General features: G+C 65.5%; 25 protein-coding genes and 1 pseudogene. 16 read left to right on the top strand and 10 right to left on the bottom strand.

Annotation, left to right across the window (positions count from 1 at the left end):
• Positions 1-90: 90 nt before the first annotated feature.
• The 10 genes from AC628_RS31740 (at position 91) to AC628_RS31695 (ending at position 11,316) form a co-directional block, all read left to right on the top strand.
• On the top strand, positions 91-819 hold the full coding sequence (locus AC628_RS31740) for an alpha/beta fold hydrolase (protein ID WP_074130698.1): 729 nt from the start codon (positions 91-93) through the stop codon (positions 817-819).
• 214 nt (positions 820-1,033) lie between these two features.
• Entirely contained in the window at positions 1,034-1,795 is a 762-nt protein-coding gene (locus AC628_RS31735; protein WP_074130697.1) for a crotonase/enoyl-CoA hydratase family protein, read from the top strand.
• A 94-nt stretch (positions 1,796-1,889) separates the two neighbouring features.
• Positions 1,890-3,560, top strand: coding sequence for a bifunctional metallophosphatase/5'-nucleotidase (locus AC628_RS31730; protein WP_074130706.1), 1,671 nt, complete (start codon positions 1,890-1,892; stop codon positions 3,558-3,560).
• Positions 3,561-3,907: 347 nt separating this feature from the next.
• On the top strand, positions 3,908-4,834 hold the full coding sequence (locus tag AC628_RS31725; RefSeq protein ID WP_074130696.1) for a histone deacetylase family protein: 927 nt from the start codon (positions 3,908-3,910) through the stop codon (positions 4,832-4,834).
• Between the two features lie 127 nt (positions 4,835-4,961).
• The gene (locus tag AC628_RS31720; protein WP_021076752.1) at positions 4,962-5,213 is read left to right on the top strand and encodes an exodeoxyribonuclease VII small subunit; all 252 of its coding nucleotides are present in this window, start codon (positions 4,962-4,964) and stop codon (positions 5,211-5,213) included.
• Positions 5,214-5,758: 545 nt separating this feature from the next.
• Positions 5,759-7,687: a 1-deoxy-D-xylulose-5-phosphate synthase gene (gene dxs / locus AC628_RS31715; protein WP_074130695.1), complete on the top strand. Its 1,929-nt coding sequence runs from the start codon at positions 5,759-5,761 to the stop codon at positions 7,685-7,687.
• Positions 7,688-7,846: 159 nt separating this feature from the next.
• On the top strand, positions 7,847-8,410 hold the full coding sequence (locus tag AC628_RS31710) for a nucleoside 2-deoxyribosyltransferase (RefSeq protein ID WP_074130694.1): 564 nt from the start codon (positions 7,847-7,849) through the stop codon (positions 8,408-8,410).
• A 20-nt stretch (positions 8,411-8,430) separates the two neighbouring features.
• Entirely contained in the window at positions 8,431-9,204 is a 774-nt protein-coding gene (locus tag AC628_RS31705) for a TlyA family RNA methyltransferase (RefSeq protein WP_245321425.1), read from the top strand.
• Positions 9,197-10,438 carry a class I SAM-dependent RNA methyltransferase gene (locus tag AC628_RS31700; RefSeq protein WP_074130693.1) on the top strand — a complete coding sequence of 414 codons (1,242 nt, stop codon included), beginning with the start codon at positions 9,197-9,199 and terminating at the stop codon, positions 10,436-10,438. The genes AC628_RS31705 and AC628_RS31700 overlap by 8 nt, the downstream gene beginning before the upstream one ends.
• 53 nt (positions 10,439-10,491) lie before the next feature.
• Complete coding sequence (locus tag AC628_RS31695) at positions 10,492-11,316, top strand: nucleotidyltransferase domain-containing protein (protein WP_074130692.1); 825 nt, start codon at positions 10,492-10,494, stop codon at positions 11,314-11,316.
• A gap of 96 nt (positions 11,317-11,412) precedes the next feature.
• On the opposite strand, the gene AC628_RS31690 is transcribed toward AC628_RS31695, so the two are convergent.
• The gene (locus AC628_RS31690; protein WP_074130691.1) at positions 11,413-12,264 is read right to left on the bottom strand and encodes a DUF1194 domain-containing protein; all 852 of its coding nucleotides are present in this window, start codon (positions 12,262-12,264) and stop codon (positions 11,413-11,415) included.
• 237 nt (positions 12,265-12,501) lie between these two features.
• Here AC628_RS31690 and clpS point away from each other — a divergent pair, with 237 nt between their 5' ends.
• Positions 12,502-12,807, top strand: a complete 306-nt coding sequence (gene clpS / locus AC628_RS31685) for an ATP-dependent Clp protease adapter ClpS (RefSeq protein WP_021076758.1) — start codon at positions 12,502-12,504, stop codon at positions 12,805-12,807.
• 6 nt (positions 12,808-12,813) lie between these two features.
• Here the strand turns inward: clpS and AC628_RS31680 are convergent, their stop codons facing one another.
• From AC628_RS31680 to AC628_RS31665, 4 genes and pseudogenes are all read right to left on the bottom strand, one after another.
• Positions 12,814-13,692: a DMT family transporter gene (locus AC628_RS31680; RefSeq protein ID WP_074130690.1), complete on the bottom strand. Its 879-nt coding sequence runs from the start codon at positions 13,690-13,692 to the stop codon at positions 12,814-12,816.
• 12 nt (positions 13,693-13,704) lie between these two features.
• Positions 13,705-14,897, bottom strand: a pseudogene (locus AC628_RS31675) (adenylate/guanylate cyclase domain-containing protein).
• A gap of 44 nt (positions 14,898-14,941) precedes the next feature.
• Complete coding sequence (gene aroC, locus AC628_RS31670) at positions 14,942-16,030, bottom strand: chorismate synthase (RefSeq protein ID WP_074130689.1); 1,089 nt, start codon at positions 16,028-16,030, stop codon at positions 14,942-14,944.
• 75 nt (positions 16,031-16,105) lie between these two features.
• Complete coding sequence (locus AC628_RS31665; RefSeq protein ID WP_074130688.1) at positions 16,106-16,705, bottom strand: histidine phosphatase family protein; 600 nt, start codon at positions 16,703-16,705, stop codon at positions 16,106-16,108.
• Positions 16,706-16,935: 230 nt separating this feature from the next.
• Between AC628_RS31665 and AC628_RS31660 the strand changes: the two genes are divergently transcribed.
• Positions 16,936-17,424 (top strand): sigma-70 family RNA polymerase sigma factor, encoded by a 489-nt coding sequence (locus tag AC628_RS31660; RefSeq protein WP_050423071.1) that lies wholly within the window; start codon positions 16,936-16,938, stop codon positions 17,422-17,424.
• Between the two features lie 66 nt (positions 17,425-17,490).
• A complete protein-coding gene (locus tag AC628_RS31655; protein WP_074130687.1) occupies positions 17,491-18,255 on the top strand; it encodes an anti-sigma factor family protein in 765 nt (254 codons plus the stop codon).
• 388 nt (positions 18,256-18,643) lie between these two features.
• On the opposite strand, the gene AC628_RS31650 is transcribed toward AC628_RS31655, so the two are convergent.
• Positions 18,644-19,609 carry a DnaJ C-terminal domain-containing protein gene (locus AC628_RS31650; RefSeq protein WP_074130686.1) on the bottom strand — a complete coding sequence of 322 codons (966 nt, stop codon included), beginning with the start codon at positions 19,607-19,609 and terminating at the stop codon, positions 18,644-18,646.
• A gap of 125 nt (positions 19,610-19,734) precedes the next feature.
• The gene (locus AC628_RS31645) at positions 19,735-20,160 is read right to left on the bottom strand and encodes an RT0821/Lpp0805 family surface protein (RefSeq protein WP_245321423.1); all 426 of its coding nucleotides are present in this window, start codon (positions 20,158-20,160) and stop codon (positions 19,735-19,737) included.
• Positions 20,161-20,265: 105 nt separating this feature from the next.
• Here AC628_RS31645 and pdxH point away from each other — a divergent pair, with 105 nt between their 5' ends.
• Both pdxH and AC628_RS31635 read left to right on the top strand, forming a co-directional pair.
• Positions 20,266-20,907 (top strand): pyridoxamine 5'-phosphate oxidase, encoded by a 642-nt coding sequence (pdxH, locus tag AC628_RS31640; protein WP_074130685.1) that lies wholly within the window; start codon positions 20,266-20,268, stop codon positions 20,905-20,907.
• 148 nt (positions 20,908-21,055) lie between these two features.
• A complete protein-coding gene (locus tag AC628_RS31635) occupies positions 21,056-21,808 on the top strand; it encodes an SDR family NAD(P)-dependent oxidoreductase (protein WP_074130684.1) in 753 nt (250 codons plus the stop codon).
• 139 nt (positions 21,809-21,947) lie between these two features.
• Here AC628_RS31635 and AC628_RS31630 read toward each other — a convergent pair whose 3' ends face one another.
• Together AC628_RS31630 and AC628_RS31625 are read right to left on the bottom strand one after the other, a co-directional pair.
• A complete protein-coding gene (locus AC628_RS31630; RefSeq protein WP_074130683.1) occupies positions 21,948-22,169 on the bottom strand; it encodes a hypothetical protein in 222 nt (73 codons plus the stop codon).
• A gap of 130 nt (positions 22,170-22,299) precedes the next feature.
• Complete coding sequence (locus tag AC628_RS31625) at positions 22,300-23,277, bottom strand: magnesium transporter CorA family protein (RefSeq protein ID WP_074130703.1); 978 nt, start codon at positions 23,275-23,277, stop codon at positions 22,300-22,302.
• Positions 23,278-23,616: 339 nt separating this feature from the next.
• Between AC628_RS31625 and AC628_RS31620 the strand changes: the two genes are divergently transcribed.
• A complete protein-coding gene (locus AC628_RS31620; protein WP_074130682.1) occupies positions 23,617-24,294 on the top strand; it encodes a L,D-transpeptidase in 678 nt (225 codons plus the stop codon).
• Positions 24,295-24,317: 23 nt separating this feature from the next.
• Here the strand turns inward: AC628_RS31620 and AC628_RS31615 are convergent.
• The coding region (locus AC628_RS31615; RefSeq protein ID WP_074130681.1) for an extensin family protein at positions 24,318-25,187 on the bottom strand (870 nt) is incomplete at its 5' end.

Raw genomic sequence — 25,187 nt, 5'->3', positions numbered from 1 at the left:
GCCTTGCGGAATGGTTCCCAGTTCGGAACGAGGTCTTGAAACAGCCCGTCTCCACGCTCACCTGACGGTGTAACGTGGGGAACTAAGTACATGCCTTTTGCCAATCACCGGGGCCAGCGCGTCCATTACACCGTCGAAGGATCCGGGCCGCTGATCGTGCTGCAGCACGGCCTGCTGCTCGACGCCGCGAGTTGGAAGCAATGCGGCGTGGTCGACGCGCTTGCCGATCGCTTTCGCGTGGTCTGTGTCGATTCGCTCGGACACGGCTTGAGCGACAAGCCCGCCGATCCCGAGTTCTACGATCAGGCGCAGCGCGCCGGCGACATCGTTGCGGTGATCGACGACCTCGGCGATGAGCGCGCCCATGTGGTCGGACATTCGATGGGCGGCTGGGTCGCGGTCGGCGTCGCCCGGTTTTTCCCGGCGCGGCTGGCTTCGCTTGCGATCGGCGGCTGGGACTTTCTCACCGGACTGCCGCGCGGCAATGCCGGCCCGCTGACCTACGGCGCCTTCATCACCTTTGCCCGCCGCACGGTGCCCGAGCTCGCCGAATGGGTGACGCCCGATCTCGAAGGCGGCGTGCGGGCCTGCTTTGACGCGCTCGGCCAGGTCGACGGTGCCAAGGACGCCGTGCTGTCCTCGCGCGTGCCGGTGCTGCTGTGGAACGGACAGGACGACGGACCGCATGCGCCGATGCAGCGTTTTGCCGCGGAGAATGGCCTGTATGCGATGTCGGTCCCCGGCGATCATCTCGGCGCACTGCTGCAGCATGGCGCCGCGATCGGCCGCGGCATCGGCTCGTTCGTCGGGCGCGGCTGAGCGCGGTGGAGGCACGCGACGGCGCCGGTCCGGCTTGCTCGTCCGGCGCCCGGAATTGCGACCGGTCGCGAAATTCCGGTTAACTGCATTGCGCCGCTCTCATGCGCGGCTGCGGGGAAAAGCGATCCAGAACACTTGGGGCCTGCACGGGATGATGTAGGATGGCGGGTACGACGCCGCCGGCGACGATGCCGGCCGACCCTGGGACCGCTTGATGACCGCGCATGTCATAGTCACCGACGAAGCCGCCACACGCGTGATCCGGCTGCGCAGGCCCGAGAAGAAGAACGCGATCACCCAGGAGATGTTTCGCGCGATCAGCGACGCGATCGACAAGGCGCAGAACAATCCGAAGATCCGCTGCCTGATCATCACCGGCGGCTCCGGCGTGTTCACCGCCGGCAACGACATCGAGGATTTGCTCGCGCAGGGCACCTCGACCGGCGAGGCGCCGCCCGCCTCCGACCTCGTCAAGTTCCTGTATTCATTGGCCCACAATGTGAAGCCGATCATCGCCGCCGTCGACGGCGTCGCGATGGGCATCGGCACCACGATGCTGTTTCACTGCGACTATGTGCTGGCCAGCAAGACCGCCCTGTTCTCGACGCCGTTCTCCAATTTCGGCCTGGTGCCGGAAGGCGCCTCCAGCCTGTTGATGCCGCGCATGATGGGCCACCAGCGCGCCTTCGCGATGCTGGTGATGGGCCGCACCATGTCGGCCGACGATGCCCGCGTCGCCGGTTTCGTCAACACCGTGGTGGCGCCGGGACATGCCGAGGTCGAGGCGCATAAGGTCGCGCGCGAGATCTGCGCGCTGCCGGCGGAGGCAGTTGCGACCTCGCGGCGCCTGATCCGGCTGCCGCCGGAGGACGTCACCCGCCGCATCGAGCAGGAGAACCATTTGTTCAGCGAACGAATGCGCTCCAAGGAAGCGATCGCCGCCTTCAAGGCGTTCATGGCACGCCCCAAAGATTGAACGAAGCGTCGGGATTGAAACGAAGCGTCGCAAAATTGTAGTGGCGTCGCGCCATGATCGTGTGTTCCATGATTATGTAAGCCTTGGACAGGTCATGAGACAGCCTCGCCTCACGCCCCCCGCCGCGGTCTTCGCGCTTGGCCTCGCCGCAACTGGCCCTTGCCTGGCGCAGGGCGCCGCGCCGGTCGACTTGCGCATTCTCGCGATCAACGATTTCCACGGCTATCTGCGGCCGCCGCCAGGCGGCATCCGCATCACCGATCCCGCTGATGCGACCAAGAAGATCATGGTGCCCGCCGGTGGTTCCGAGCGGGTCGCCACCGTCGTCAAGCAGCTGCGCGCAGGACACAAGAACAACATCTTCGTCGCGGCCGGCGACCTGATCGGCGCGAGCCCGTTCCTGTCGGCGATGTTTCATGACGAGCCTACCATCGAGTCGCTCTCGATGATGGGGCTTGCGATCTCCTCGGTCGGCAATCATGAATTCGACGAGGGCAAGGACGAGCTGCTGCGGATGCAGAATGGCGGTTGCCACCCGGTCGACAAATGCCACGGGCCGCATCCCTTCACCGGCGCGAAATTCCATTATCTGGCGGCGAGCACCTTCGACAAGACCACCGGCAAGACCGTTTTTCCGCCCTACGAGACCAAGGAATTCGACGGCATTCCGGTGGCCTTCATCGGCCTGACGCTGAAGAACACCCCGAACCTGGTGTCGCCGGCCGGCGTCGCGAGCCTCGACTTCCGCGATGAGGCCGACACCGTCAATGCGCTGGTCCCCGAGCTGAAGGCGAAGGGCGTCGGGGCGATCGTGGTCTTGATCCACGAAGGCGGCTTTCCGACCGGCGACTATAATGAATGCCCCGGGATCTCCGGGCCGATCGTCGACATCGTCAAGAAGTTCGATCGCGCGGTCGACGTCGTGATCTCCGGCCATACCCACCAGGCCTATGTCTGCGAGATCGACGGACGGCTCGTCACGTCAGGCGACAAATACGGCATGCTGGTCACTGCGATCGATCTGCAGCTCGATCCGAAAACCCACGATGTGATCAGCGCCAAGGCCGACAACACCATCGTGAAGATCGGCGGCACCCCCAAGGATCCCGAGCAGAGCGCGCTGCTGGAATCCTATGACCGGCTGGCCGCGCCGATCGCCAACCGCGCGGCGGGTTCGGTCACGGAGACGTTGTCGCGTACGCCCGGGGAGGCCGGCGAAAGCGTACTCGGCGATATCGTCGCCGACGCGCAGCTCGCTGCGACCGCTTCGGAGCTGAATGGCGGCGCCGTGATCGCCTTCACCAATCCGGGCGGCGTGCGCACCGACATCGTCAAGCGCGAGGACGGTGCGGTCACCTATGCCGACATCTTCGCAAGCCAGCCGTTCCGCAACCAGCTGGTGACGATGACGCTGACCGGCAAGCAGCTCAAGGACGTGCTGGAGCAGCAATGGGCCGACCCGAAGCGGCCGCGCGCCCTGCAGGTCTCGAAGGGCTTTGCCTATGCATGGGATGCGAGCAAGGGTGATGGCGCGCGCATCATCGCGGCGCGGATGTCGCTCGACGGCAAGCCGATCGACCCGGCCGCGAGCTACCGCGTCACCGTCAACAACTATCTCGCCGAAGGCGGCGACGGCTTCACGGTGTTCAAGGAAGGGACCGCGCAGCAGTTCGGCATCTACGACGTCGATGCGCTCTATGCCTACTTCAAGGCCAACAGCCCGGTCGGCCCGGCGGCCGGCAAGCGGATCGAGCGGATCAACTGAGCGAAGTGCGCGGCTGGAACATCCGTGTCTCCCCGTCATTGCGAGGGGCGATAGCGACGAAGCAATCCATCCTTCAGCTTGCGCGGAAGGATGGATTGCTTCGCGGAGCTTGTCATCGGGCGCGCATTCGCGCGACCCGTTGGCTCGCAATGACGGGGAAGGAGTCGGACCTTCTCCAGCGGCCGCTGTCCCGAAAAGGTGAGGACCAGGCCAATGCGGGGCCTTTTCGGTGGACCGGTAACCGCCTACATTAGGGACAGTTCGCGCATGATCTCGTCCGGAAAACCGCTGCGCACTTTTCTGGATCATGTGTCCTCGCACGCGCGTCCATTGCGCCGGGAATTTGCATGACACTGTTTCTGACGCACACCGCCTGCCTCGATCACCTGACCCCACCCGGACATCCCGAACGCCCCGACCGGCTGCGCGCGGTTGCCGAGGTGCTCGGCGAAGACCGCTTCAAGGCGCTGGTGCGCGACCTCGCGCCGGAAGGCGACCTCGACACCGTGCTGCTCTGCCATGGCGAGCACTATGTCGGCGAACTGCGCCACATCGCGCCGACCTCGGGCATGATCTATATCGACGGCGACACCTCGATGTCGCCGGGCACCTGGGAAGCCGTGATGCGCGGCGTCGGCGGCGCGGTGGCCGCCACCGATGCGGTCATGGAGGGCAAGCACCACAACGCCTTCGTCGCGGTGCGCCCGCCCGGGCATCACGCCGAGAAATCGACGCCGATGGGCTTCTGCTTCTTCGACAATGTCGCGATCGCCGCGCGCCACGCGCAGCGCAAATACGGCATCAAGCGCGCCGCGATCATCGATTTCGACGTCCATCACGGCAACGGCACGCAGGACATCTTCTGGGCCGACCCGACCGTGATGTACTGCTCGACGCATCAGATGCCGCTGTTCCCGGGCACCGGAGCCGCCGGCGAACGCGGCGAGCACGACACCGTCGTCAACGCGCCGCTCGCGTCCGGCGACGGCGGCGCCAAATTCCGCTCCGCTTTCGAAAACCTGATCCTGCCGCAGCTCGAGAAGTTTTCTCCCGAACTCGTCGTCATCTCGGCGGGCTTCGACGCCCATCACCGCGATCCCTTGGCCTCGATCAACCTGACGGGCGAGGATTTCGGCTGGGTCACGCGCAAGCTGATGGACCTCGCCGACAAGAGCGCCGGCGGCCGCGTCGTCTCCGTTCTGGAGGGCGGCTATGACCTCGAGGGCCTGAAAGAGTCGGTGGCATCTCACGTCACCGCATTGATGGGTGCCTAAATCCCCGCCACAATACGCCCGCAAAAATTCGATTGATTCTGCGCCGGGGCAAGCATGGCCTGCGACAGGTCATGTTTGGACGACAAGATCAGGTTGCGATCTGATCCACGCAATCGGGAACGCAAGAATGGCCGAAAACACTCAAGCCGACGTCAAGAAGCTGTCCTTTGAACGCGCGATCGAGGAACTCGAATCTATCGTCAAGCGGCTCGAGGACGGCAAGGTCCCGCTTGAGGAATCGGTCGCGATCTACGAGCGCGGCGAGGCATTGAAGCGGCGCTGCGAGGAATTGCTGCGCCAGGCCGAAGCCCGCGTCGACAAGATCACCACTGACGCCTCGGGCCAGGCATCCGGGACCGAACCGCTCGACGTGCAGTAACGCCGCCGACCGCCGCGACCCTGCGACAGGATGTCCGCCGCCGCGGGCAATTGTTGCTGCGTATTTCCATTGATCGATCACGCCGCGGGGTGATCACGGCGACCCGGCACGGCCGCGAATCGGGCCGTTCCGGACCGGCCGGTTGCCGCTAAAATGGCCAAATTGGAACCCGCGCCGGGTGCCAACCATTGAAAAGTCTAGGTTTTTCAAGACGGCGCATAGGAACCCTGCGCCGCCTATCGGGTTGGCTTTGGTTACGGCTTTGGTGTAATGCTTCCAGTTCTATGGGCATTTGAGAGTGACGGGCGGCCCGAAGTTTTCGGGCGGCATGCATCTCAAATGGTTCGACAAAACTGAACCGGGACGGGTGAAGAGCGACCAAGGTGATGCGTATCACGTGGTCCAATCCGGAGTGAATCTAGGCTTACAACCAGGCACGGTCTGCCGGGGCGGCACCCAGTGTCTGGCTTTCGCTGCGCGATGTGCGCGCCAACCCATCTCGCGTCGGGCGGTTCGTTCCGACAGGCAAAAATTGGAAATTCGCTGTGACCACATTTAGTAAAACGCCGCTTCTTGACACTATTCACACGCCCGATGACCTGCGCAAGCTGAAGGTCGAGCAGGTGCGGCAGGTTGCCGACGAGCTCCGCCAGGAAACCATCGACGCCGTGTCGGTGACCGGCGGCCATTTCGGCGCCGGCCTCGGCGTGGTCGAACTGACCACCGCCATCCACTACATCTTCGACACCCCGCGCGACCGCCTGATCTGGGACGTCGGCCACCAGGCCTATCCGCACAAGATCCTGACCGGTCGCCGCGACCGGATCCGCACCCTGCGCACCGGCGGTGGCCTCTCCGGCTTCACCAAGCGCACCGAGAGCGACTACGATCCGTTCGGCGCCGCGCACTCCTCGACCTCGATTTCGGCCGGCCTCGGCATGGCCGTGGCGCGCGACCTCTCCGGCGGCAAGAACAACGTTATCGCCGTGATCGGTGACGGCGCGATGTCGGCGGGCATGGCCTATGAGGCCATGAACAACGCCGGCGCGATGAATTCGCGCCTGATCGTGATCCTCAACGACAACGACATGTCGATCGCGCCGCCGGTCGGCGCGATGAGCGCCTATCTGTCGCGGCTCTACTCCGGCAAGACCTACCGCTCGCTGCGCGAGGCTGCCAAGCAGATCAACAAGCGCCTTCCGAAGATCCTCGCCAACCGCGCCAACCGCGTCGAGGAATATTCCCGCGGCTTCATGATGGACGGCGGCACGCTGTTCGAGGAACTCGGCTTCTACTATGTCGGCCCGATCGACGGTCACAATCTCGACCATCTGCTGCCGGTGCTGAAGAACGTTCGCGACATGGAGACCGGGCCGATCCTGGTCCACGTCGTGACCCAGAAGGGCAAGGGCTACGGTCCGGCCGAGGCTTCCGCCGACAAGTACCACGCCGTCGTCAAGTTCGACGTCGCGACCGGCACCCAGGCCAAGGCCAAGCCGAATGCGCCGGCCTACCAGAACGTGTTCGGCCAGAGCCTCGTCAAGGAAGCGCAGAAGGACGACAAGATCGTCGCCATCACCGCGGCGATGCCGTCGGGCACCGGCGTCGACATCTTCAACAAGGCGTTCCCGGACCGCACCTTCGACGTCGGCATCGCCGAGCAGCACGCGGTGACCTTCGCCGCGGGCCTTGCCACCGAAGGCTACAAGCCGTTCTGCGCGATCTATTCGACCTTCCTGCAGCGCGGCTATGACCAGGTGGTCCACGACGTCGCGATCCAGAGCCTTCCGGTCCGCTTCGCGATCGATCGCGCCGGCCTGGTCGGCGCCGACGGCGCGACCCATGCCGGATCGTTCGACAACGCCTATCTCGGCTGTCTGCCGAACATGGTGATCATGGCCGCCTCCGACGAAGCGGAAATGGTCCACATGGTGGCGACCCAGGTCGCAATCAACGATCGTCCGAGCGCGCTGCGCTATCCGCGCGGCGAAGGCCGCGGCGTCGAGATGCCGGAAGTCGGTGTTGCCCTGCCGATCGGCAAGGGCCGCATCATCCGCGAGGGCAAGAAGGTCGCGCTGCTGTCGTTCGGCACCCGCCTCGCCGAGTGCGAGAAGGCGGCCGACGAGCTCGCCGCCCACGGCCTCTCCGCCACCATCGCCGACGCGCGCTTCATGAAGCCGCTCGACGAAGAGATGATCATGAAGCTCGCCCGCGACCACGAGATCCTGATCACGATCGAGGAAGGCTCGATCGGCGGCTTCGGCTCACACGTCATGCAGTTCCTGTCCGACAATGCGATGCTGGACAGCGGCATGCTCAAGTTCCGCTCGATGATCCTGCCCGACGTGTTCCTCGATCACGACTCGCCGGCGGCGATGTATGCCCGCGCCGGTCTCGACGCCAAGAGCATCGTTGCCAAGGTGTTCGAAACCCTCGGCAAGGACTACAAGACCGAGACCGTCAAGCTCGCTTAGTCGCCTTCCACCTCTCCCCACCGGGGAGAGGTCGGATCGCGCGAGCGATCCAGGTGAGGGGGTGAGGTCCCATGAAAGTGCATAACCCCTCACCCGCGCCTCCGGCGCAACCTCTCCCAATGGGAGAGGTTTCAAGTCGATCTTGTCCTGGGCAAGTCCATGAAAATCTATCTGGCAGGTCCTGACGTGTTCCTGCCGGATGCCGTGGAGATCGGCCGCCGCAAGGCGGAGATTTGCGCCTATCACGGGCTGACCGGGCTGTACCCGCTCGACAACAGCATCAATCCCACCGTCGCCGGCGCTTCGCTCACCATCTTCAAGAGCAACGAGGCGATGATGGAGTCGGCCGACGCCATCATCGCCAATTTGACGCCGTTTCGCGGCCCCAGTGCCGACGCAGGCACGGTCTACGAACTCGGCTACATGGCGGGACGCGGCAAACTGTGCCTCGCCTATTCGAACGATCCCACGTCCTACGCCAATCGCGTGGCGCGGCTGAGCGAGGTCGTGCCGGCATCCGACGGACGCCTGATCGACGCGGAGGGGCTGACGGTGGAAGAGTTTGGATTGCCCGACAATCTGATGATGATGCACGCGCTCGATTTGCACGGCAGCCCGCTGGTGACACCGCGGGAGCCGGCGACCGACCTCTGGCACGACCTCACCTCCTTCGAGGCCTGCGTGCGGCTCGCCGCCGCGCAGCGCCGGCAGAGCGCCAAGTGAGTAGGCAAGTGAGCAAGTAAGTGAGCAAGCAAGTGACCAAGGCGGGCGACAACGACAACAGCGCATCCGCCGGCAAGCGCATCGACGTGCTGCTGGTCGAGCGCGGCCTGTTCGAAAGCCGGGCGCGGGCGCGCGCCGCAATCGACGCCGGCCTCGTCACCGCCGACGGCAGGCCGATCGCGAAGGCATCCGAGATCGTCGCCCCCGGCGCCGCACTCACGGCCGAGCCGGCGCATCCCTATGTCTCGCGCGGCGGCGTCAAGCTCGCCGGCGCGATCGAGCATTATCCGATCGAGGTCGAGGGCCATGTCTGCCTCGATGTCGGCGCCTCGACCGGCGGCTTCACGGAGGTGCTGCTCGCCAATGGCGCGAGCCTCGTGTTCGCCATCGATGTCGGCCACGGCCAGCTGCATCCCTCGCTGCAGGGCCATCCGAAGATCGTCTCCATGGAGGAGACCGACATCAGGAACTACGAGGGCAAGCGACTGCCGGCGCGGCCCGATATCGTCGTGATCGATGTCAGCTTCATCTCGCTGAAGCTGGTGCTGCCGGTGGCGCTGTCGCTGGCGGCGGCCCCGATGCATCTGCTGGCGTTGATCAAGCCGCAGTTCGAGGCGGCCCGCAAGCACTCCAAGCGCGGCGTCATCCGCAATGCGATGGTGCACCAGGAGATCTGCGACGATATCGCCGCCTTCGCCGCTTCGCTCGGCTGCACCGACATCGAGGTGTTTCCGTCATCGATATCGGGCGGCGACGGCAATATCGAATTCTTCCTCGGCGCGCGCCGTGGCTGAAGTCCTCACCATCGACCATGTCGGCCACCGCGGCGACGGCGTCGCGATCGATGGCGCACAGTCGATCTTCGTGCCCTATACGCTGGCCGGTGAAACCGTCGAGGTCGACGACGTCCCCGGCAATCATCCCGACCGGCGGCGGCTGCTGCGCGTCGTGCACGAAAGCCCCGAGCGCATTGCGCCGTTCTGTCCGCATTTCGGCATCTGTGGCGGCTGCGCGATCCAGCACTGGAACGAGGCGCCCTACCACGCCTGGAAGCGCAACATCGTGGTCGAGACGCTGGCGCAGGCGAAGCTCGCGACTGAGGTGGCGCCGCTGCGCGACGCCCATGGCGCCGGCCGACGCCGCATCACGCTGCACGGACGGATGGGTACCCACGAAGTCCTCAAGGTCGGCTTCGCCGCCGCTGGCTCGCATGACATCATCCCGGTCGATCGCTGTCCGATCCTCGACCCCGTGCTCGACGGTGCGCTCGAGGCGGCCTGGGCCACAGCCGAGCCGCTGATCTCGATCGGCAAGCCGCTCGACATCCAGGTGACGGCGACCGCGAACGGCCTCGACATCGACGTGCGCGGCTCCGGCCCGCTGCCAACCAGCCTGATCACCACTTTGTCGCGGGTTGCGGAGAAACACCACCTGGCGCGGCTGACACGGCACGGCGAGCTGGTGCTGCAGCGCGGCTCGCCCGAGATTGCGATCGGCAAGGCGAAAGTCGTGCTGCCGCCGGGCTCGTTCCTGCAGGCGACGGTCAAGGGCGAGGAGACGCTGGCGGCGCTGGTTCGCGAGCATTGCGGCCGCACCAAGCACATCGCCGATCTGTTCTGCGGTGTCGGCCCGTTCGCGCTGCGCCTTGCGGAGAAGGCGCGGGTCGCGGCCTTCGACAGCGACGCCGGCGCGATCACGGCGCTGCAGAAGGCCGCGCAAACGACGCCCGGATTGAAGCCGCTCAAGGCCGAGGCGCGCGACCTGTTCCGCCGCCCGCTGATGCCGCAGGAGCTGCGCGACTATGACGCCGTCGTGTTCGATCCGCCGCGGCAGGGCGCGCAGGCGCAGGTCACGCAGCTGGCGGCGAGCAAGGTGCCGGTGATCGTCGCGGTGTCCTGCAACGCAGCGACCTTCGCGCGCGACGCAAGGATCCTGATCGATGGCGGCTACAGGATCGCCGGTGTCACGCCGGTCGATCAGTTCCGCCATACACCGCATGTCGAGCTGGTGGCGCGCTTCGCGCGCTGAGGCATCGTTGCGCCTATCGCAGCGTGCGGTGGTCTCGCTATAATCCGCCTCGCATGTCCCACGATCCGCTGCTTGCGCGCATCATTCCCGTCTTTGCCGCCGTGCCTGGCGTCGCCGCCATCGCGCTCGGCGGCTCGCGAGCGCGCGGCACGGCGCATGAGACTTCGGATTACGACCTCGGCCTTTACTACCGAGATGCCGCCGCACTCGATGCCGATCGGCTGCGCATGGCGGTGACAGGCCTGGTCGATGACCCCGCTGCTGCGCATGTGACGCCGGTCGGCGAATGGGGACCGTGGATCGTCGGCGGCGCCTGGCTTGTGATCGGCGGCCGCAAGGTCGACCTGCTCTACCGCAGCGCCGAACAGGTCACGACCGTTATCGACGCCTGCCGCAACGGCGAGGTCAGCATGCATTACCAGCCGGGCCATCCGCACGGCTTCTGCTCGGCGATCTGGATGGGCGAGATCGCGCTATGCCGTGTCCTGCATGATCCCGGCGGCCTCATCGCGGCGATCAAGGCGAGTACCGCACCTTACCCGCCGGCGCTGCGCGATGCCCTGGTGCGGCGCTTTCAATGGGAAATCCTGTTCGCGATCGAGAATGCCGAGCTTGCCGTGCCGCGCGGCGACACTACGCACATCGCCGGTTGCGCCTATCGCGCGCTGGCCTGCGTCGCGCAGGTGCTGTTTGCGCTGAACGGACAGTATCTGATCAACGAGAAGGGCGCGCTGGCGCAGGCTGCGAATTTTCCCGTGACGGTTCGTGACCTCGCCGCGCGCGTCGCCGAAGTCTGGCGGCAGATTGGAGCGGCGGAGTACGCGGCTGCATTGCGGACGCTGCGGATGCTGGAGAGCGAGCTGCGGAAGATATCGTAGAAACCGTAGGATGGGTAGAGCGCAGCGAAACCCATCAATCTGCGACCGCGCGGAGAAATGATGGGTTTCGCTGCGCTCTACCCATCCTACGCAACGCTACCGCCCCCAGCGGTCCTGCCAGATCTTCTCGCCGATCGTGCAGCTGACCCGCGGCTCCTTCTCGGCGGTCCGTACGATCGGGCGCTCGGGGGTGCGGCCGGCGACTTCGAGCAGCAGCTTGGTGCGGATTGCTTCCTTGAATTTCTCGCGATCCTTGATCGTCACCACGAAGGAGCCGGGCCCGCCGATCACGCAATCTTCGTAGTAGTAATCGAGATTATCGATATCCATCGTCGAGTAGGACGGCTCCTTCACCATGATCGGCAGGCCGTTGATGACGATACCCTTGTCGAGCGCCGCATCGCGCGCCGGCGTGATCGGCGTGCCGTTGTTGTTGGGCCCATCGCCGGAAATATCGATCACGCGGCGAATTCCGCGATGCGGATTCTCGTCGAACATCGGGATCGCGAAATAGATCGCGCCCGAGATCGAGGTGCGCGAGGCGCGGCGCACCGGCGTCTTCATGATCTCGGCGGAGACCGCGTCCGCCGATTCAGGGCCGTCGATCACTCGCCAGGGAATGATCACTTTCTGGTCGTTGGATGCGGCCCACTCGAAGTAGGTGATCGAGATCTTGCCGTTCGGACCGGCCTTCAGCGCCTGCAGGAATTCCTTGGAGACGATCGCCTGCGCATAGCCCTCGCGCTGGATCGCGAGCTCGTCCATGTCCATCGAATAGGAGACGTCGACCGCGATGATCAACTCGATGTCGACGCTCGGCGTGGATTCCTTTTCAGCGACGCGATGGCCCACCTGGGTTCCCGGGCTGGGCGCGGCAACACCGGCCACATCGCCGCTGGCTAACACTCCCGCGACAAGCACCGCTCCGATCGAGACATACCAGCGCATTGCGGCCCTCCCGTCGTGTCCCGTTATGGTGACATGCAAATCAGGCGGCGAAAAGCGCAGATATCATCTGTCCTTCACATTCAAGTTAGAGGCCTGCAAGTTAGACGCCCGCAGGTTTGGACGTCACGCATGAGGCGACACGCGCCGTGCCGTTGCCGCAATGACGCCGTGCAAATCGAACGGTTCCAAGACGTGCCGGAAGACGGTATTCTTACGGAGCAATCGCGAGGGAGTGCGATGCCCGATACTGTCGTCAAGCCGAAAACCAGGACGAAGACCAAGGTCGAGCGGCCGCGCCTGCACAAGGTGATCCTGGTCAACGACGACTACACGCCGCGCGAATTCGTGGTCACCGTGCTGAAGGGCGAATTCCGCATGACCGACGACCAGGCCTACAAGGTGATGCTGACCGCGCATCAGCGCGGCGTCTGCGTGGTCGCGGTCTTCACCCGGGACGTCGCCGAGACCAAGGCCACGCGCGCCACCGACGCCGGCCGCGCCAAAGGCTATCCGCTGCTGTTCACCACCGAACCGGAAGAGTAGCAGGCCTCACCGCTGCGCCGGCTCGGCCCGCTGACTGATCGCAATGTCGGCGACGACCGCGCCCATCACCAGCGCGCCGCCGATGAGGGCGCGCAGCGACGGCACCTCGGCAAAGGCGAGCCATACCCAGAACGGCATCAGCGGCGTTTCGAGCGTGGCGATCAGCGAGGCCTGCGCGGACGGCAGCAACCTCGAGCCGACCGTGAACAGGGTGAGGCCGAGACCGACCTGGCATGCCCCGAACATCGCGAGCACGCCGAGATCGGCGCCCGTGACCGCGCCGATGCCCTGCCCCAACGGCAAGCTCACGGCGCTGCCGAGAAAGTTCGAGAGCGCCGCGGCGGCGATCATCGGCGTACCCTTGTGCCGCCGGATCACCACCGTCATCAGCGAGATCGCGAGCACCATCACGCAGGCAAGGCCGATGCCCCTGTAATCCGTGATGCCAACGGCGCCACTGACGGTGGTGGCGACACCCGCGAGCGCGACGAGGCTCGCCAGCAATGTGCCGGGCCGCGCCCGCTCGCGCAGCCAAAGCCAGGCGATCGCAGCGGCCGCAAACGGCTGCATCGCGACCAGGATTGCGACATTGGCGACGCTGGTCAGCTGCAGCGCCGGAATGAACGTCACCATGCCCAGGGTCGAGAGACCGGCCACCAGCCATCCGCTCAACGGCATCACGACGAGATCGCGCGCGCCGCGCCGGCCTTGCGTGGCGACCAGGAACAGCACAATCGCGCCGCCACCGAACAGCCCGCGCCACAACAGGATGGTCCAGGAATCGAAGTGCAGCAGCCGGGTAAAGAACGGCGCGGTGCTCCAGGCGGCCGCGGCCGCCACGACCAGCGCAATCCCGGTGCGATGCTGCGCGTCCGTGTCAGTCACGTCGCACCGATGCTAGCTGGCGGCAGCAATCGGCGCTTCGTCGAACAGGCCATAGACCCGTTCCGCCTTCGAGAACCCCGCGATCGGAAACTCGCCGAGGTCGCTCCAGCCGCCGTCATGAATGCCGGCGAAGCGCTCGGACGCGACGACGGTGCGGCCGAGCCGGCCGGCGATCTTCTCCAGCCGCGCGGCGAGATTGACGGCCGGGCCGATGCAGGTGAAGTCGAGCCGGTTGCCGCCGCCGATATTGCCGTAGAGCACGCGCCCGAGATGCAGCGCGACGCCGAAGCGGAAGCGCTCGACGGCGTCGCCATTGGCAAATTGCAGCGCCTCGACCCCGGCGCGGGATGCACGCGCGGCCTCCAGCACCCGCGAGCAGACCTGCGCCTCGTCGCCGAGATATTCGTCGACCGGAAACACCGCGAGCAGGCCGTCGCCCATGAATTTGAGCACCTCACCGCCATGCTCGCGGATCGCCGTGACCTGGCAATCGAAATAGAGGTGAGGATCTCCACGACGGTCTCGGGCGGCAAACGGTCCGACAGCGCGGTGAAGCCGCGCAGGTCCGACAGCCAGATCGCGGCATCCATCGTATCGGCATGGCCGCGCCGGATCTGGCCGCCCATAATGCGCTCGCCGGCGCGGTTGCCGACGTAAGTGTCAAGCAGCAGCGACGCCGTGCGACGCAGCGTCACGATCTCGATGTAGCGCGCCAGCGGGACAGTGATCGAGCGGATCGCATCGAGCTGCTCGCCGGTGAAGCCGCCCGGCTGCCGGGCGGTCCAGCTCGAGGCGTTGGCGAAGCCGTCGGTGTAAACCAGCGGCACGGCGATATAGTCGGTGACACCCTCCGCCTGGAGATCCACGACGATCGGAAAGCGCTTGCTGGCGGGGTCGTCCAGCCGCGCGCGCACTTCAACACCTTGTCTGAAGACGATCGACAGTGGGCTGACGGCAAATTCCGGGGAGTCCAGGATGTTGTGATCGACGGTGCCGGTTTCGACCTCGGCACCCTGCTTCCAGAAGAAATGGCGGCCGTAGATCTCGGGATGCAGCGTGCGCACGAAGACGCCGACACGCCACAGCGGCAGGCCGGCCCGTACCAGCCGTTCGCAGCACTCCGCCATCATCTGCGGCGGGGTCGGTGCCGACCGCGCGCCGCCGATCATCCATGTGATGATATCCCGAAGCTCCGACGCATTCATCGCATTCCCCCAGGGCGGTCTGGCGACCGCCACTATACAGGGGATCAGCGTCCGGTCTGCCCGCGGTCGCGCAGAAAATGATCGGCCAGCACGCAGGCCATCATCGCCTCGCCGACCGGCACGGCCCGGATGCCGACGCAGGGGTCGTGGCGGCCCTTGGTCAGGATGTCGGTATCGGCGCCCTTGCGGTCGACGGTCCGGCGCGTGGTCAGGATCGACGAGGTCGGCTTGACCGCAAAGCGCACCACCACCGGCTGGCCGGTCGAGATGCCGCCCAGCACGCCGCCGGCATGGTTGGACAGGAAACGCGTTCCATTGTTGCCGGTCCGCATCTCGTCGGCATTCTCTTCGCCTGAAAGTTCGGCGGCGCCGAAGCCGGCGCCGATCTCGACGCCCTTGACCGCGTTGATGCTCATCATCGCCGAGGCCAGATCGCTATCGAGCTTGGCGTAGATCGGCGCGCCGAGACCGGCCGGCACGCCTTCGGCAACGACCTCAATGACGGCGCCGATCGAGGAGCCGCTCTTCCTGATGCCGTCGAGATAGCTCTCGAAGAACGCCGCCTTGTCCTTGTCCGGACAGAAGAACGGGTTGTTGGCGATCTCGTCCCAGTCCCACTTCTCGCGGTCGATCTTGTGCGGCCCCATCTGCACCAGCGCGCCGCGCACCTTCACCTCGGGCAGGACTTTTCGCGCGATCGCGCCGGCCGCGACGCGGGTCGCGGTCTCGCGTGCCGAGGATCGTCCGCCACCGCGATAGTCGCGCAGGCCGTATTTCGCTTCATAGGTGAAGTCGGCATGGCCGGGACGGAACTTGTCCTTGATCTCGGAATAATCCTTCGAGCGCTGGTCGGTGTTCTCGATCAGCAGCGCGATCGGCGTGCCGGTCGTCACCTGGACGCCGCTTTCCGGATGCGCCATCACGCCGGACAGGATCTTCACCGCATCCGGCTCCTGGCGCTGGGTGGTGAAGCGCGACTGGCCGGGCCTGCGGCGGTCGAGGTCGTGCTGGATCTCCTCAACCGTCAGAGGGATCATCGGCGGGCAACCGTCCACCACGCAGCCGATCGCGACCCCATGGCTCTCGCCGAAGGTCGTGACGCGGAACATATGGCCGAAAGTATTGAAGGACATGGCGTGTCGTAACGCGCGGGGTCGGCAGCGTCAAACGGGTTTCATGACCCCAAAGACGTGGCCGGCCGGGTGCCTTTAACTATATTTCTGCAGGCCCGTCGCGCCGAACACGTAGACCGCGCCCTGCTCGATCGTGAGGTCGGCGGCCGAGGCCGGGGTCTCGAAGCCGAGCGCGACCATCAGCGCCCGCGCCGTGCCGCCATGGGCGACCGCGACCGTGTCTGACGTCACCGAACCGTACCATTCGGTCATCCGCGCCTGCACGTCGACATAGCTCTCGCCGCCCTCCGGCGACACCATCCACTTCTCAGCCAGGCGACGTGCATAGACGACGGGGTCCGCGGCCTGCGCCTGCGCCAAGGTCGAGCCCTCCCAGGTCCCGTAGGCGATCTCGCGCAGCCGTGCGTCGAGCGCGTAATCGCCCGGCGGCAGGCCAAGCTCGGTGCGCACCAACTCCATGGTCGCGCGCGCCCGGATCAGCGGGCTTGCGACGAATGGCAGCGTCGTCTTGTCACGGCCGTCGCGCGCCAGGAGATCATCAAGGATGCGACCGGCATGCACCGCCTGGGCGCGGCCGCGCTCGTTGAGGGCGATGTCCTGCGCACCCTGAAGCCGGCCCTCGGCGTTCCACGAGGTTTCGCCGTGGCGGATGTAATAGATCGTTGGCACCGGCATTCCCGTAACGGCTGGTCCCTGTTGAGCGAGCTGTCGGGCGCCTGACCTGAGGCTTCCACGCTTCGAATTTTTTCGGCTCGGAGGTACACCAGCACTTTGGCCGGCGACAAGCCCAAATCGGCCGCAGCAGAGGCGCACTGCGCGCAGGTCGGCGCGACCGGAATAGGCACGTCGTTTGGGTGTTATGTTTGACAAGGCGGCGATCGCCGCGACCATCAAAGACTGGATGCATGACCGCGTTTCGTCAAAGTGTCGAAGCCATGATTCCAGCGCTCCGCCGCTATGCGCGCGCGCTGGTGCGTGACACGGATATCGCCGACGACCTGGTGCAGGACACGCTGGTGCGCGCGCTGCGCTCGGAGCGGCTGTTTCTCGGCGGCGACGTCAGGAGTTGGCTCTACACGATCCTGACCAATCTGAACAAGAACCGGCGGCGTTCGCTGGCGCGACGGCCGGCCTTCATGCCGCTGCTCGACAACAACGCCGACGCCAGCGGCACCGAGGCCGAGGGACGCGACATCGAGCGCGCGCTGTCGACGCTGGTCGAGGAGCAACGCTCGGTGCTGCTGCTCGTGATGCTGGAGGGCATGAGCTACCGCGAGGTCGCCGACATCCAGGGCGTGCCGATCGGAACGGTGATGTCCCGCCTCGCCCGCGCGCGCGCCCATGTGCGGGCCTCGATCGAGGGCCAGCGCCCGGCGCTCAGGCGGGTGAAATGATAATGTGCGCGATGGCAGACGTTACGATGAGCGATTTTCGAACAAGATTTGGCAGAGACGACTGATATGACCGACCCGAACATTCCCGTCACCGAAGACGAGCTGCACGCCTACGTCGACAACGAGCTGCCGGCCGAACGCCGCGGCGATGTCGAGGCGTGGCTCGCCACCCATCCCGACGACGCGGCACGGGTGCAATCATGGCGCGCGATGGCCGAGACGCTGCATGCGCGCTACGACGGCGTGCTGGACGAGGCGGTGCCGAAGCGGCTCGAGCTCGAGCGGCTGGTGCGCCAGCCGCGCCGCTGGGTCTATGGCGCGGTAGCGGCAACGCTTGCCGCCTTCATCGCCGGCGGCGGCGTCGGCTGGGTCGCACGCGGCGCTACCGCTGCGCCGTCGACCTTCCAGAGCTTCACGCTCGATGCGCTCGATGCGCATCGGCTCTACGTGGTCGAGGTCCGCCATCCGGTCGAGGTGCCCGGCAGCGAGCGCGACCATCTGCAGCAATGGCTGACCAAGCGCTGCGGCTGGGACGTCCGCGCCCCCGACCTCAGCGGGCTGAAGCTGGTCGGCGGCCGCCTGCTGCCGGGGCCGAGCGGGCCGGCGTCGTTCCTGATGTATGAGAGCACGTCCGGCGAACGCTTCACGGTCTACACCGCCAAGGTGAAGACCGAGGCGACCCAGATGCGCTACGCCGCGCAGGGCAGCGACGGCGCGCTGTTCTGGGCCGATCGCGGCGTCGCCTATGTCGTCAGCGGCGGCACCGACCGCACGCGCCTGACCCAGGTCGCGCAGGCGGTCTACGATCAGATGGAAAAGAACGGCGGCTGATCTCCCGTAATTTTACGGGAGATCACGTCGTGAACATGTGCCGTTTCGAGCAAGTGAATCCAGCCTCACTCGGCGTCCCAATTCCGACATTGAAAATTTCGATTCGCGTCATTGCCGCGTCTCATTATCGCACCGGATGCTCACGCGAAGATGATCCGCGCCCGATCCGCCGATCGGCGCACGCGGCCTCGATTGGGGTTTTGTGTACCGCGCTGGTCCCCCTCTCGAGGCCGCACTCCTTTTTCCGCCATCCGGTCTGCACGCCGCAGACCAGGAGTTCGGACGGCCGGTCATCCTTTGACGCGCTCACGGCGCCGCGTCTACCCCGATAGACTCCGGGGTAGTTGCAGTTTCGCGTCTTCGCGTCTCTGGGGCGCGCTCCCGGCGGTCAGCCGAGATCGCTGCGCGGATTGTAGGGATTTCGCTCCCGCCACGTCTGCATCAATGCCTCAAGCTCGGCATCGTTCCCGTCGGGAAGGATGATGCGGGTCGTGACATAGAGATCGCCGACTGCGCCCGCCTTCGACAGCCCCTTGCCCTTGAGGCGGAAGGTGCGGCCGCTGGAGGTGTTCTTCGGGATCGACAGCTCGACCGCGCTGCCGAGCGTCGGCACCCGGACCTTGCCGCCCAGCACCGCCTCGTAGAGGGTCACCGGCAGGTCGATCCGCAGATCATTACCGTCGACCTTGAAGAACGGATGCGGCGCGATCGAGATCGTGATCAGGAGATCGCCGGGCGGGTGGCCTTGCGCGGTGTCGCCCTGCCCCTTCAGCCGGATCTGCTGGCCGGCGGTGACGCCGGGCGGAATCTTGACGTTGAGCTCACGGCCGGTCGGCAGGCGGACGCGCTTGTCGCCGCCCCTGACCGATTCCTCCAGCGACACGGTCATGGCGACCGAAAGATCGAGGTCGACGCCGACCCCGCCGCCGTCAAATTCAAACGGGCTGGCGCGCCCCGCGCGGCCACCGGCGCCGCCACGCGCGGCGTTGCCGAACATGCTGTTGAGGATGTCCTCGAAGCTGCCGCCGCCCATGCCGCCGCCACCGGGGCCGCCGCGGAAGCTGTACTCGAAGCCGCCGCCCGGACCGGCACGGCCGCCCGCGCCACCGCCAGGGAAACCCTGGAAGCGCGGCTTGCCCTCGGCATCGATCTCGCCACGGTCGAACTGCTTGCGCTTGTCCTCGTCGCCGACGATCTCGTTGGCCGTGTTGATCTCCGCAAAGCGGGCCGCCGCCTTCGGGTCGTTCTTGTTGTTGTCAGGGTGATGCTTCTTGGCGAGCTTGCGATAGGCGCTCTTGATCGTCGCAGCGCTGGCGCTCCGCTGCACCCCCAAGACCTCATAGGGGTCGCGCATCCGTCACGTCTCCTTCACGGGAAAATCAGTCCTGGCCGGGAACCCATCCGGGGCCCACTTTACCTTCATGTGGGGGCTCAGTGGCATTTTTGCAACTAGGCCGGTACCGGCTTCTGCCGGAACTCTCAGGACTTTCTCCAAGGCTTCAAACTATGGATTTCCCACCGGCCCTGTCCAGCCTTGCAGGCGGCTCCCTGCAGCCAGCTCTCGGTGGCTCCATTAACATAGCTGGCGAGGAAATCCCGGCACGTCTTGCCGTCCTCGCCGGAATAGGCCTGGGCCAGCGGCGTCACCGAGCCGCGCGCGCCGGTCTCGGGATTTTCCCAGGGCTGGCTGGAATCCTTGTCGCCCTTGGTCAGCACGTCGGAGGCCGCGTTGCGGGCAAAGGCGAGATCGCTGTCAGTCGGCATGACAGCACTGACCTGGGTCGAATTGACTCGGGTCGGGCCGATCGAGCCCGTCACATCCTTGTCGTCCATCTTGGCGAAGGCATCGCTGCGCGACAGGCTACAGCCGCTGGCGCCGACGCCGATCAGGATCAATGTCACCACCGCGCCCGCGGGGCGGATCGCCGATAGGCCAACGCGCCCCCATGCCCTATATAGGGCTAGAAACGCGCTCTCGGACGCGGGCGAACGCAAATCGGGACTCCTGACATGACCGACACGACCTCCATCAAACACCCGACACCGTTAACATCGGGTGATTTCACCGCGGCGGAGGAGCCGTTCGCCCTGTTCGCCGAATGGTTTGCGGAAGCGGTCAAGTCCGAGCCGAACGATCCGAACGCGATGGCGCTTGCGACCGTCGATGCCGACGGGCTGCCCGACGTGCGGATGGTGCTGATGAAGGGCTTCGATGCCGACGGCTTCGTGTTCTACAGCCACATTGCGAGCGCCAAGGGCCGCGAATTGGCCGCAAATCCTAAGGCCGCTTTACTGTTTCACTGGAAATCGCTGCGCCGCCAGGTGCGCATCCGCGGGCCGGTGACGCCGGTGACCGATGCCGAGGCCGACGCCTATTTCGCCACAAGGCCGAAGCAGGCGCAGATCGGCGCCTGGGCCAGCAAGCAATCGCAGCCGCTCGAGAGCCGCTTCGCCTTCGAGCAGGCGATCGCCAAGGTCGGCGCGAAGTATGTCATCGGCGAGGTGCCGCGGCCGCCGGGCTGGAGCGGCTGGCGGATTACGCCCCAGCGTTTCGAGTTCTGGCACGACCGGCCGTTCCGCCTGCACGACCGCATCGAATTCCGCCGCGATGACACAGGTCACGCATGGTCGAAGCTGCGGCTCTATCCCTGAAAAACCGCGACTGTCATGGAAGGGCGAAAGCGCGAAGCGCGTCTTCGTGTAAGATGACCCCAGCCATCGACGTCATGATCCCCTTATCATTCGAAGACGTCGATGCCCGGCACGGCGCCGCGCATGGCGAAAACGAAAGAAACCGTCGATGACCCGCCCATCCAATGCACCGCGGCGCACGCTGCTCCTGACCGGCGCGAGCCGCGGCATCGGCCATGCCACCGCGATCCGGTTCTCATCCGCCGGCTGGCGCGTCATCACCCTCTCGCGGCACGCGTTCCCGGAGGTCTGCCCCTGGGGCGCCGGGCCGGAAGATCACATCGAGGTCGACCTCGGCAGCCATGACGACACCGTGCGCGCGATCTCGGAGATCCGGCGGCGGCTGGACAATGATGAGCTGCATGCGCTGGTCAACAATGCCGCGATCTCGCCGAAGGCCGTCGGCGGCGGCCGGCTCGGCACCATGGACACCGACATCGAGACCTGGACCCACGTTTTCCACGTCAACTTCTTCGCACCCGTCATGATCGCGCGCGGGCTAATCGAGGAGTTGAAGCATGCCAAGGGCGCGGTAGTGAACGTCACCTCGATCGCCGGCTCGCGCGTGCATCCGTTCGCGGGAGCCGCCTATGCGACGTCGAAGGCCGCGCTTGCCGCGCTGACGCGCGAGATGGCATCCGACTTCGGCCGCGTCGGCGTCCGCGTCAATTCGATCGCCCCCGGCGAGATCGATACCTCGATCCTGTCGCCGGGTACCGAGAAGATCGTCGACCAGCAGATCCCGATGCATCGCCTCGGTACCCCGGACGAGGTCGCCAAGATCATCTACGTGCTGTGCACGGAAACCAGTTCGTATGTGAACGGCGCCGAGATCCACATCAATGGTGGCCAGCACGTCTGAGCTTTGGCTTGGATGTGTTTTCGGGGGAGAGAGGTTCGAGGCGATCCCGGCCGCCGCCGCGGCCGTACTCCAAGGATTGCTTCGATGGCAGGCGTAAAACGACGCAGACGAGGCTTCTGCCTCCAGAAGGCCTCAGCCTCTAGTCCGCATAGAACCGACGCGACTTCTTCTCAGTCCGCTGCAGCGCGACGTCATTGAGCGCGCTGGAGCAGTCGTCTTCGTCCTCGCCATCAAGCAGCGCCGCGTCACAGTATCGGCAAAGTCTCGGCGAGATCGCCTGCACCTTGCCTGCTGCGCGGTCCTGTTGATAGCGCGCAAAGTCGATGACGTTACGCCGTGGCGTTATGATCTTCTCAACCATTGCTGTCCTCCGGCTTCGAGGCAGGCGTTATCGCAGACAAGTTTCGCCCAAACGTTCAGCGCAACACTCAAATTTTAGGAGAGGAAATAAGGCAGAAAAGTGCGTCCCAAAACGCGACGATGGAACTGCTTTACAGCCACTTCTTCCACTTGAAGATCCAATACGGCACGACGGCCGCAATCAGCATCATCACCAGCGCGAACGGATAGCCGTGCGTCCACTCGAGTTCCGGCATGAGCTTGAAATTCATGCCGTAGATCGAGGCAATCAGCGTCGGCGGCATCAGGACAACCGCCATCACCGAGAACAGCTTGATGATATTGTTCTGTTCCAGATTGACCACGCCAAGCATGGCGTCGAGCACGAAGGTGATCTTGCTGGAGAGGTAGGAAGCGTGGTCGGTCAGTGAGGCCACGTCACGCTGCATGGTCTTGAGCTGCTCGCGCATGTCCTTGGACCATTTCACCCCCTCCACGATCGCCGAGAGGAAGGTGACGAGGCGGCCGATCGAGACCAGGCTTTCGCGGACCTTCGAGGTTAGGTCGCCCTTGCGGCCGATCGCGATCAGGATCTGCGAATATTGCTTGGCATGGCCGTGGCGCTCACTCTCCGGTTCGAAGATGTCGTGGGAGACCTGGTCGATGTCGGCCCCGCAGCGCTCCAGCAGGTCGGCACAACGGTCGATCACCGCATCCAGCAGCTCCATCAGCACCTGCTCGCCGGTGATGCCGGGGGCGCAGGCCCGGGCCAGCTTGTTCTCGACCAGCGCGAACGGCTTCGGCAGGTCGTAGCGCACCGTCACCAGCCGATGGCTGGTCAGGATGAAGGTGACCGCGGTGGTGCGCGGCATGTCGGTGTCAGACTGGCACATCAGCGTCGCGGTCATGTAGCGGGCGCTGTTCTCGATGTAGAGCCGGCTGGAGATTTCGATCTCCTGCATGTCCTCCCGGGTCGGAACCGCGATTCCGGCGAGCTTCTCGACGGCCCGGTCCTCCTCGACGGTCGGGTTCACCAGATCGACCCAGACCGCGCCCTCCGGCAGCGCGCCGAGGTCGGTGGCGGCGGCCTTCTTCAGCGAAAAATCGGAGGGAACGAACACCGACAGCATCACGAACTCCACAAAACAGGGCTGGCAGAACCCGCCGACCTAGCGCGATTCTGGCTGGCGCTTCATGACCGGGGCATTAACCGGGCGTCCATATTTGTGGCAGCCGGGTGGCAGTGATGGAGGTCCAACTCGACGACCGTTGCCTGTTTGCACAAAAAACCGACCCACGCCAGAACAGTTGCGGCAAAAAAGCCACAGATCACGTCCCGCGATGCGGGAAAGCCATCTAAAGTCTGGGAAGAATGGCGGGTTTCAGGCAATAATGCATCTTATGGAATCGTGGCGTTTGGGGCGTAATGTTGGCGCTTTCGTGCGCGGATTTTCGATTGGAATGTAATCATGTCGTCGCTCAAAGTTACCTTCGGGATCCTGACCGCGGGCCTGATGTTGTCGGGCTGCATGCAGGCCACGACCTACGAGGCAACCAATACCGCTGCCTTCAAGCCGCGTGACAAGGAACTCCTGGCCAAGACCACCTACGTCAAGACGCCGGTGGCTGAACCGTTCCGCCGCGCCATCGTCGAGTATCACCGCAAGGAAGCCCCCGGCTCGATCGTGGTCGATTCCGACAACCATTACCTCTATTACGTGCTGAACGACGGCAAGGCGATCCGCTACGGCATCACCGTCGGCGAAGAAGCGATGGCCTGGTCCGGCATTGCCAAGGTCGGCAGCATGACCGAATGGCCGGCATGGCACCCGACCCCCGGCGAAATCTCGCGCCTCGGCGTTCCGACCTTCGTGGCGCCCGGCCCGGACAATCCGATGGGCTCGCGCGCGATGTATCTCTACTCGGGCGGCAAGGACACGCTGTTCCGCATCCACGGCACCAACCAGCCGGAATATATCGGCTCGTCGATCTCCTCGGGCTGCATCCGCATGACCAACGAGGACGTCATCGACCTCTACAACCGGGTCAAGCTCGGCACCATCGTCGTGGTGCTGGAGCCGAAGCACGGTGACTCGCCCTACAAGCCGCAGATGGCGCTGCAGGGTGCCGGCGGCACCACCTACTGATCTCAATCACATCGCAATCGCGATCAAAGGCGCCGGCTTTGCCGGCGCTTTTTTGTTGGCTGCGGCTTGGTCTCGGGCGCGCCCCCGCGTGCGGCCGCCGCATCATCTGATTGCGCCGCATCCGGCTCATCGGCCTTGCCGTGGTCGGACTTGGTGGCGTCAGGCCTGGATGCATCCGATTTCGCGGCGACCTCGCGCGGCGGCGCCTGTTCCGGACGCTCGGCCGGCAGCAGCGGCGCGACCTGCGGCAGCGGATCGTACACGTTCCACTGGCAGATCCGGTAGTTGCCGCGGCGCTCCGCGAGGTCGAGATGGATGTGGTCCTCGTGATACCAGTCCGAGCCCGGACCGAGCACGGTGGAGAAGCGGGCGCAGACCGAATGCAGCACGGTCTCGCGCAGATCGCGCGGCACGCTGCGGTCGGTCAGCGAGATCGACTTGCCGTTGGCGAGACCGAACGCGCGCACGTCGAGCGCATTGGCGCGGCCATGCTCGGAGAGCTGCGCGCCGACAACGCGGTTGCGGCCGCGGCATTCGAACGAGTCGAAATTGTCGAGATTGCTGATCCCGCCCCCGAGGCGCTGCGCCAGCGGCGCAATATCGGTGCGGACCCAGTCGGCGACCGCGCCTGCCATCCTGCAGCGGAGGATCGCCGCGGGCCTGACCGCGACCTTGCGCTTGTCCGGCAGCACGATGGCCTCGAGCCGCACCAGATCCTCGCCGCCGCAGCCTCCGGCGCCGTGGATATCCGGAATGCTCGGCGCGATCGCGATCTCCTCGGTGAGCGCCTGCCGGCAGGCCGACAGCTGCGGCTTGGGAGGCTCGGCGGGCTTGGCTGCTTCAGCCGGCTTGGCCGCCTCGCTGGGCCTGGCAGCCTCGGCAGGTGCGGCTGG

The organism is Bradyrhizobium sp. NAS96.2, from assembly GCF_001908235.1.
In the GTDB taxonomy this organism is placed as follows: Bacteria; Pseudomonadota; Alphaproteobacteria; order Rhizobiales; family Xanthobacteraceae; genus Bradyrhizobium.
This window is presented reverse-complemented; position numbering and strand designations above follow the sequence as displayed.

Coding starts and splice junctions, on each gene's coding strand:
- AC628_RS31650 (WP_074130686.1), bottom strand. CDS start 19,609: ATGCGCGACCCCTATGAGGTCTTGGGGGTGCAGCGGAGCGCCAGCGCT.
- AC628_RS31665 (WP_074130688.1), bottom strand. CDS start 16,705: ATGCCGGTGCCAACGATCTATTACATCCGCCACGGCGAAACCTCGTGG.
- AC628_RS31625 (WP_074130703.1), bottom strand. CDS start 23,277: ATGCTGTCGGTGTTCGTTCCCTCCGATTTTTCGCTGAAGAAGGCCGCC.
- AC628_RS31725 (WP_074130696.1), top strand. CDS start 3,908: ATGACACTGTTTCTGACGCACACCGCCTGCCTCGATCACCTGACCCCA.
- aroC (WP_074130689.1), bottom strand. CDS start 16,030: ATGTCCTTCAATACTTTCGGCCATATGTTCCGCGTCACGACCTTCGGC.
- AC628_RS31720 (WP_021076752.1), top strand. CDS start 4,962: ATGGCCGAAAACACTCAAGCCGACGTCAAGAAGCTGTCCTTTGAACGC.
- AC628_RS31620 (WP_074130682.1), top strand. CDS start 23,617: ATGTCGTCGCTCAAAGTTACCTTCGGGATCCTGACCGCGGGCCTGATG.
- pdxH (WP_074130685.1), top strand. CDS start 20,266: ATGACCGACACGACCTCCATCAAACACCCGACACCGTTAACATCGGGT.
- AC628_RS31740 (WP_074130698.1), top strand. CDS start 91: ATGCCTTTTGCCAATCACCGGGGCCAGCGCGTCCATTACACCGTCGAA.
- AC628_RS31635 (WP_074130684.1), top strand. CDS start 21,056: ATGACCCGCCCATCCAATGCACCGCGGCGCACGCTGCTCCTGACCGGC.
- clpS (WP_021076758.1), top strand. CDS start 12,502: ATGCCCGATACTGTCGTCAAGCCGAAAACCAGGACGAAGACCAAGGTC.
- AC628_RS31730 (WP_074130706.1), top strand. CDS start 1,890: ATGAGACAGCCTCGCCTCACGCCCCCCGCCGCGGTCTTCGCGCTTGGC.
- AC628_RS31735 (WP_074130697.1), top strand. CDS start 1,034: ATGACCGCGCATGTCATAGTCACCGACGAAGCCGCCACACGCGTGATC.
- AC628_RS31660 (WP_050423071.1), top strand. CDS start 16,936: ATGACCGCGTTTCGTCAAAGTGTCGAAGCCATGATTCCAGCGCTCCGC.
- AC628_RS31695 (WP_074130692.1), top strand. CDS start 10,492: ATGTCCCACGATCCGCTGCTTGCGCGCATCATTCCCGTCTTTGCCGCC.
- AC628_RS31710 (WP_074130694.1), top strand. CDS start 7,847: ATGAAAATCTATCTGGCAGGTCCTGACGTGTTCCTGCCGGATGCCGTG.
- AC628_RS31630 (WP_074130683.1), bottom strand. CDS start 22,169: ATGGTTGAGAAGATCATAACGCCACGGCGTAACGTCATCGACTTTGCG.
- AC628_RS31655 (WP_074130687.1), top strand. CDS start 17,491: ATGACCGACCCGAACATTCCCGTCACCGAAGACGAGCTGCACGCCTAC.
- AC628_RS31690 (WP_074130691.1), bottom strand. CDS start 12,264: ATGCGCTGGTATGTCTCGATCGGAGCGGTGCTTGTCGCGGGAGTGTTA.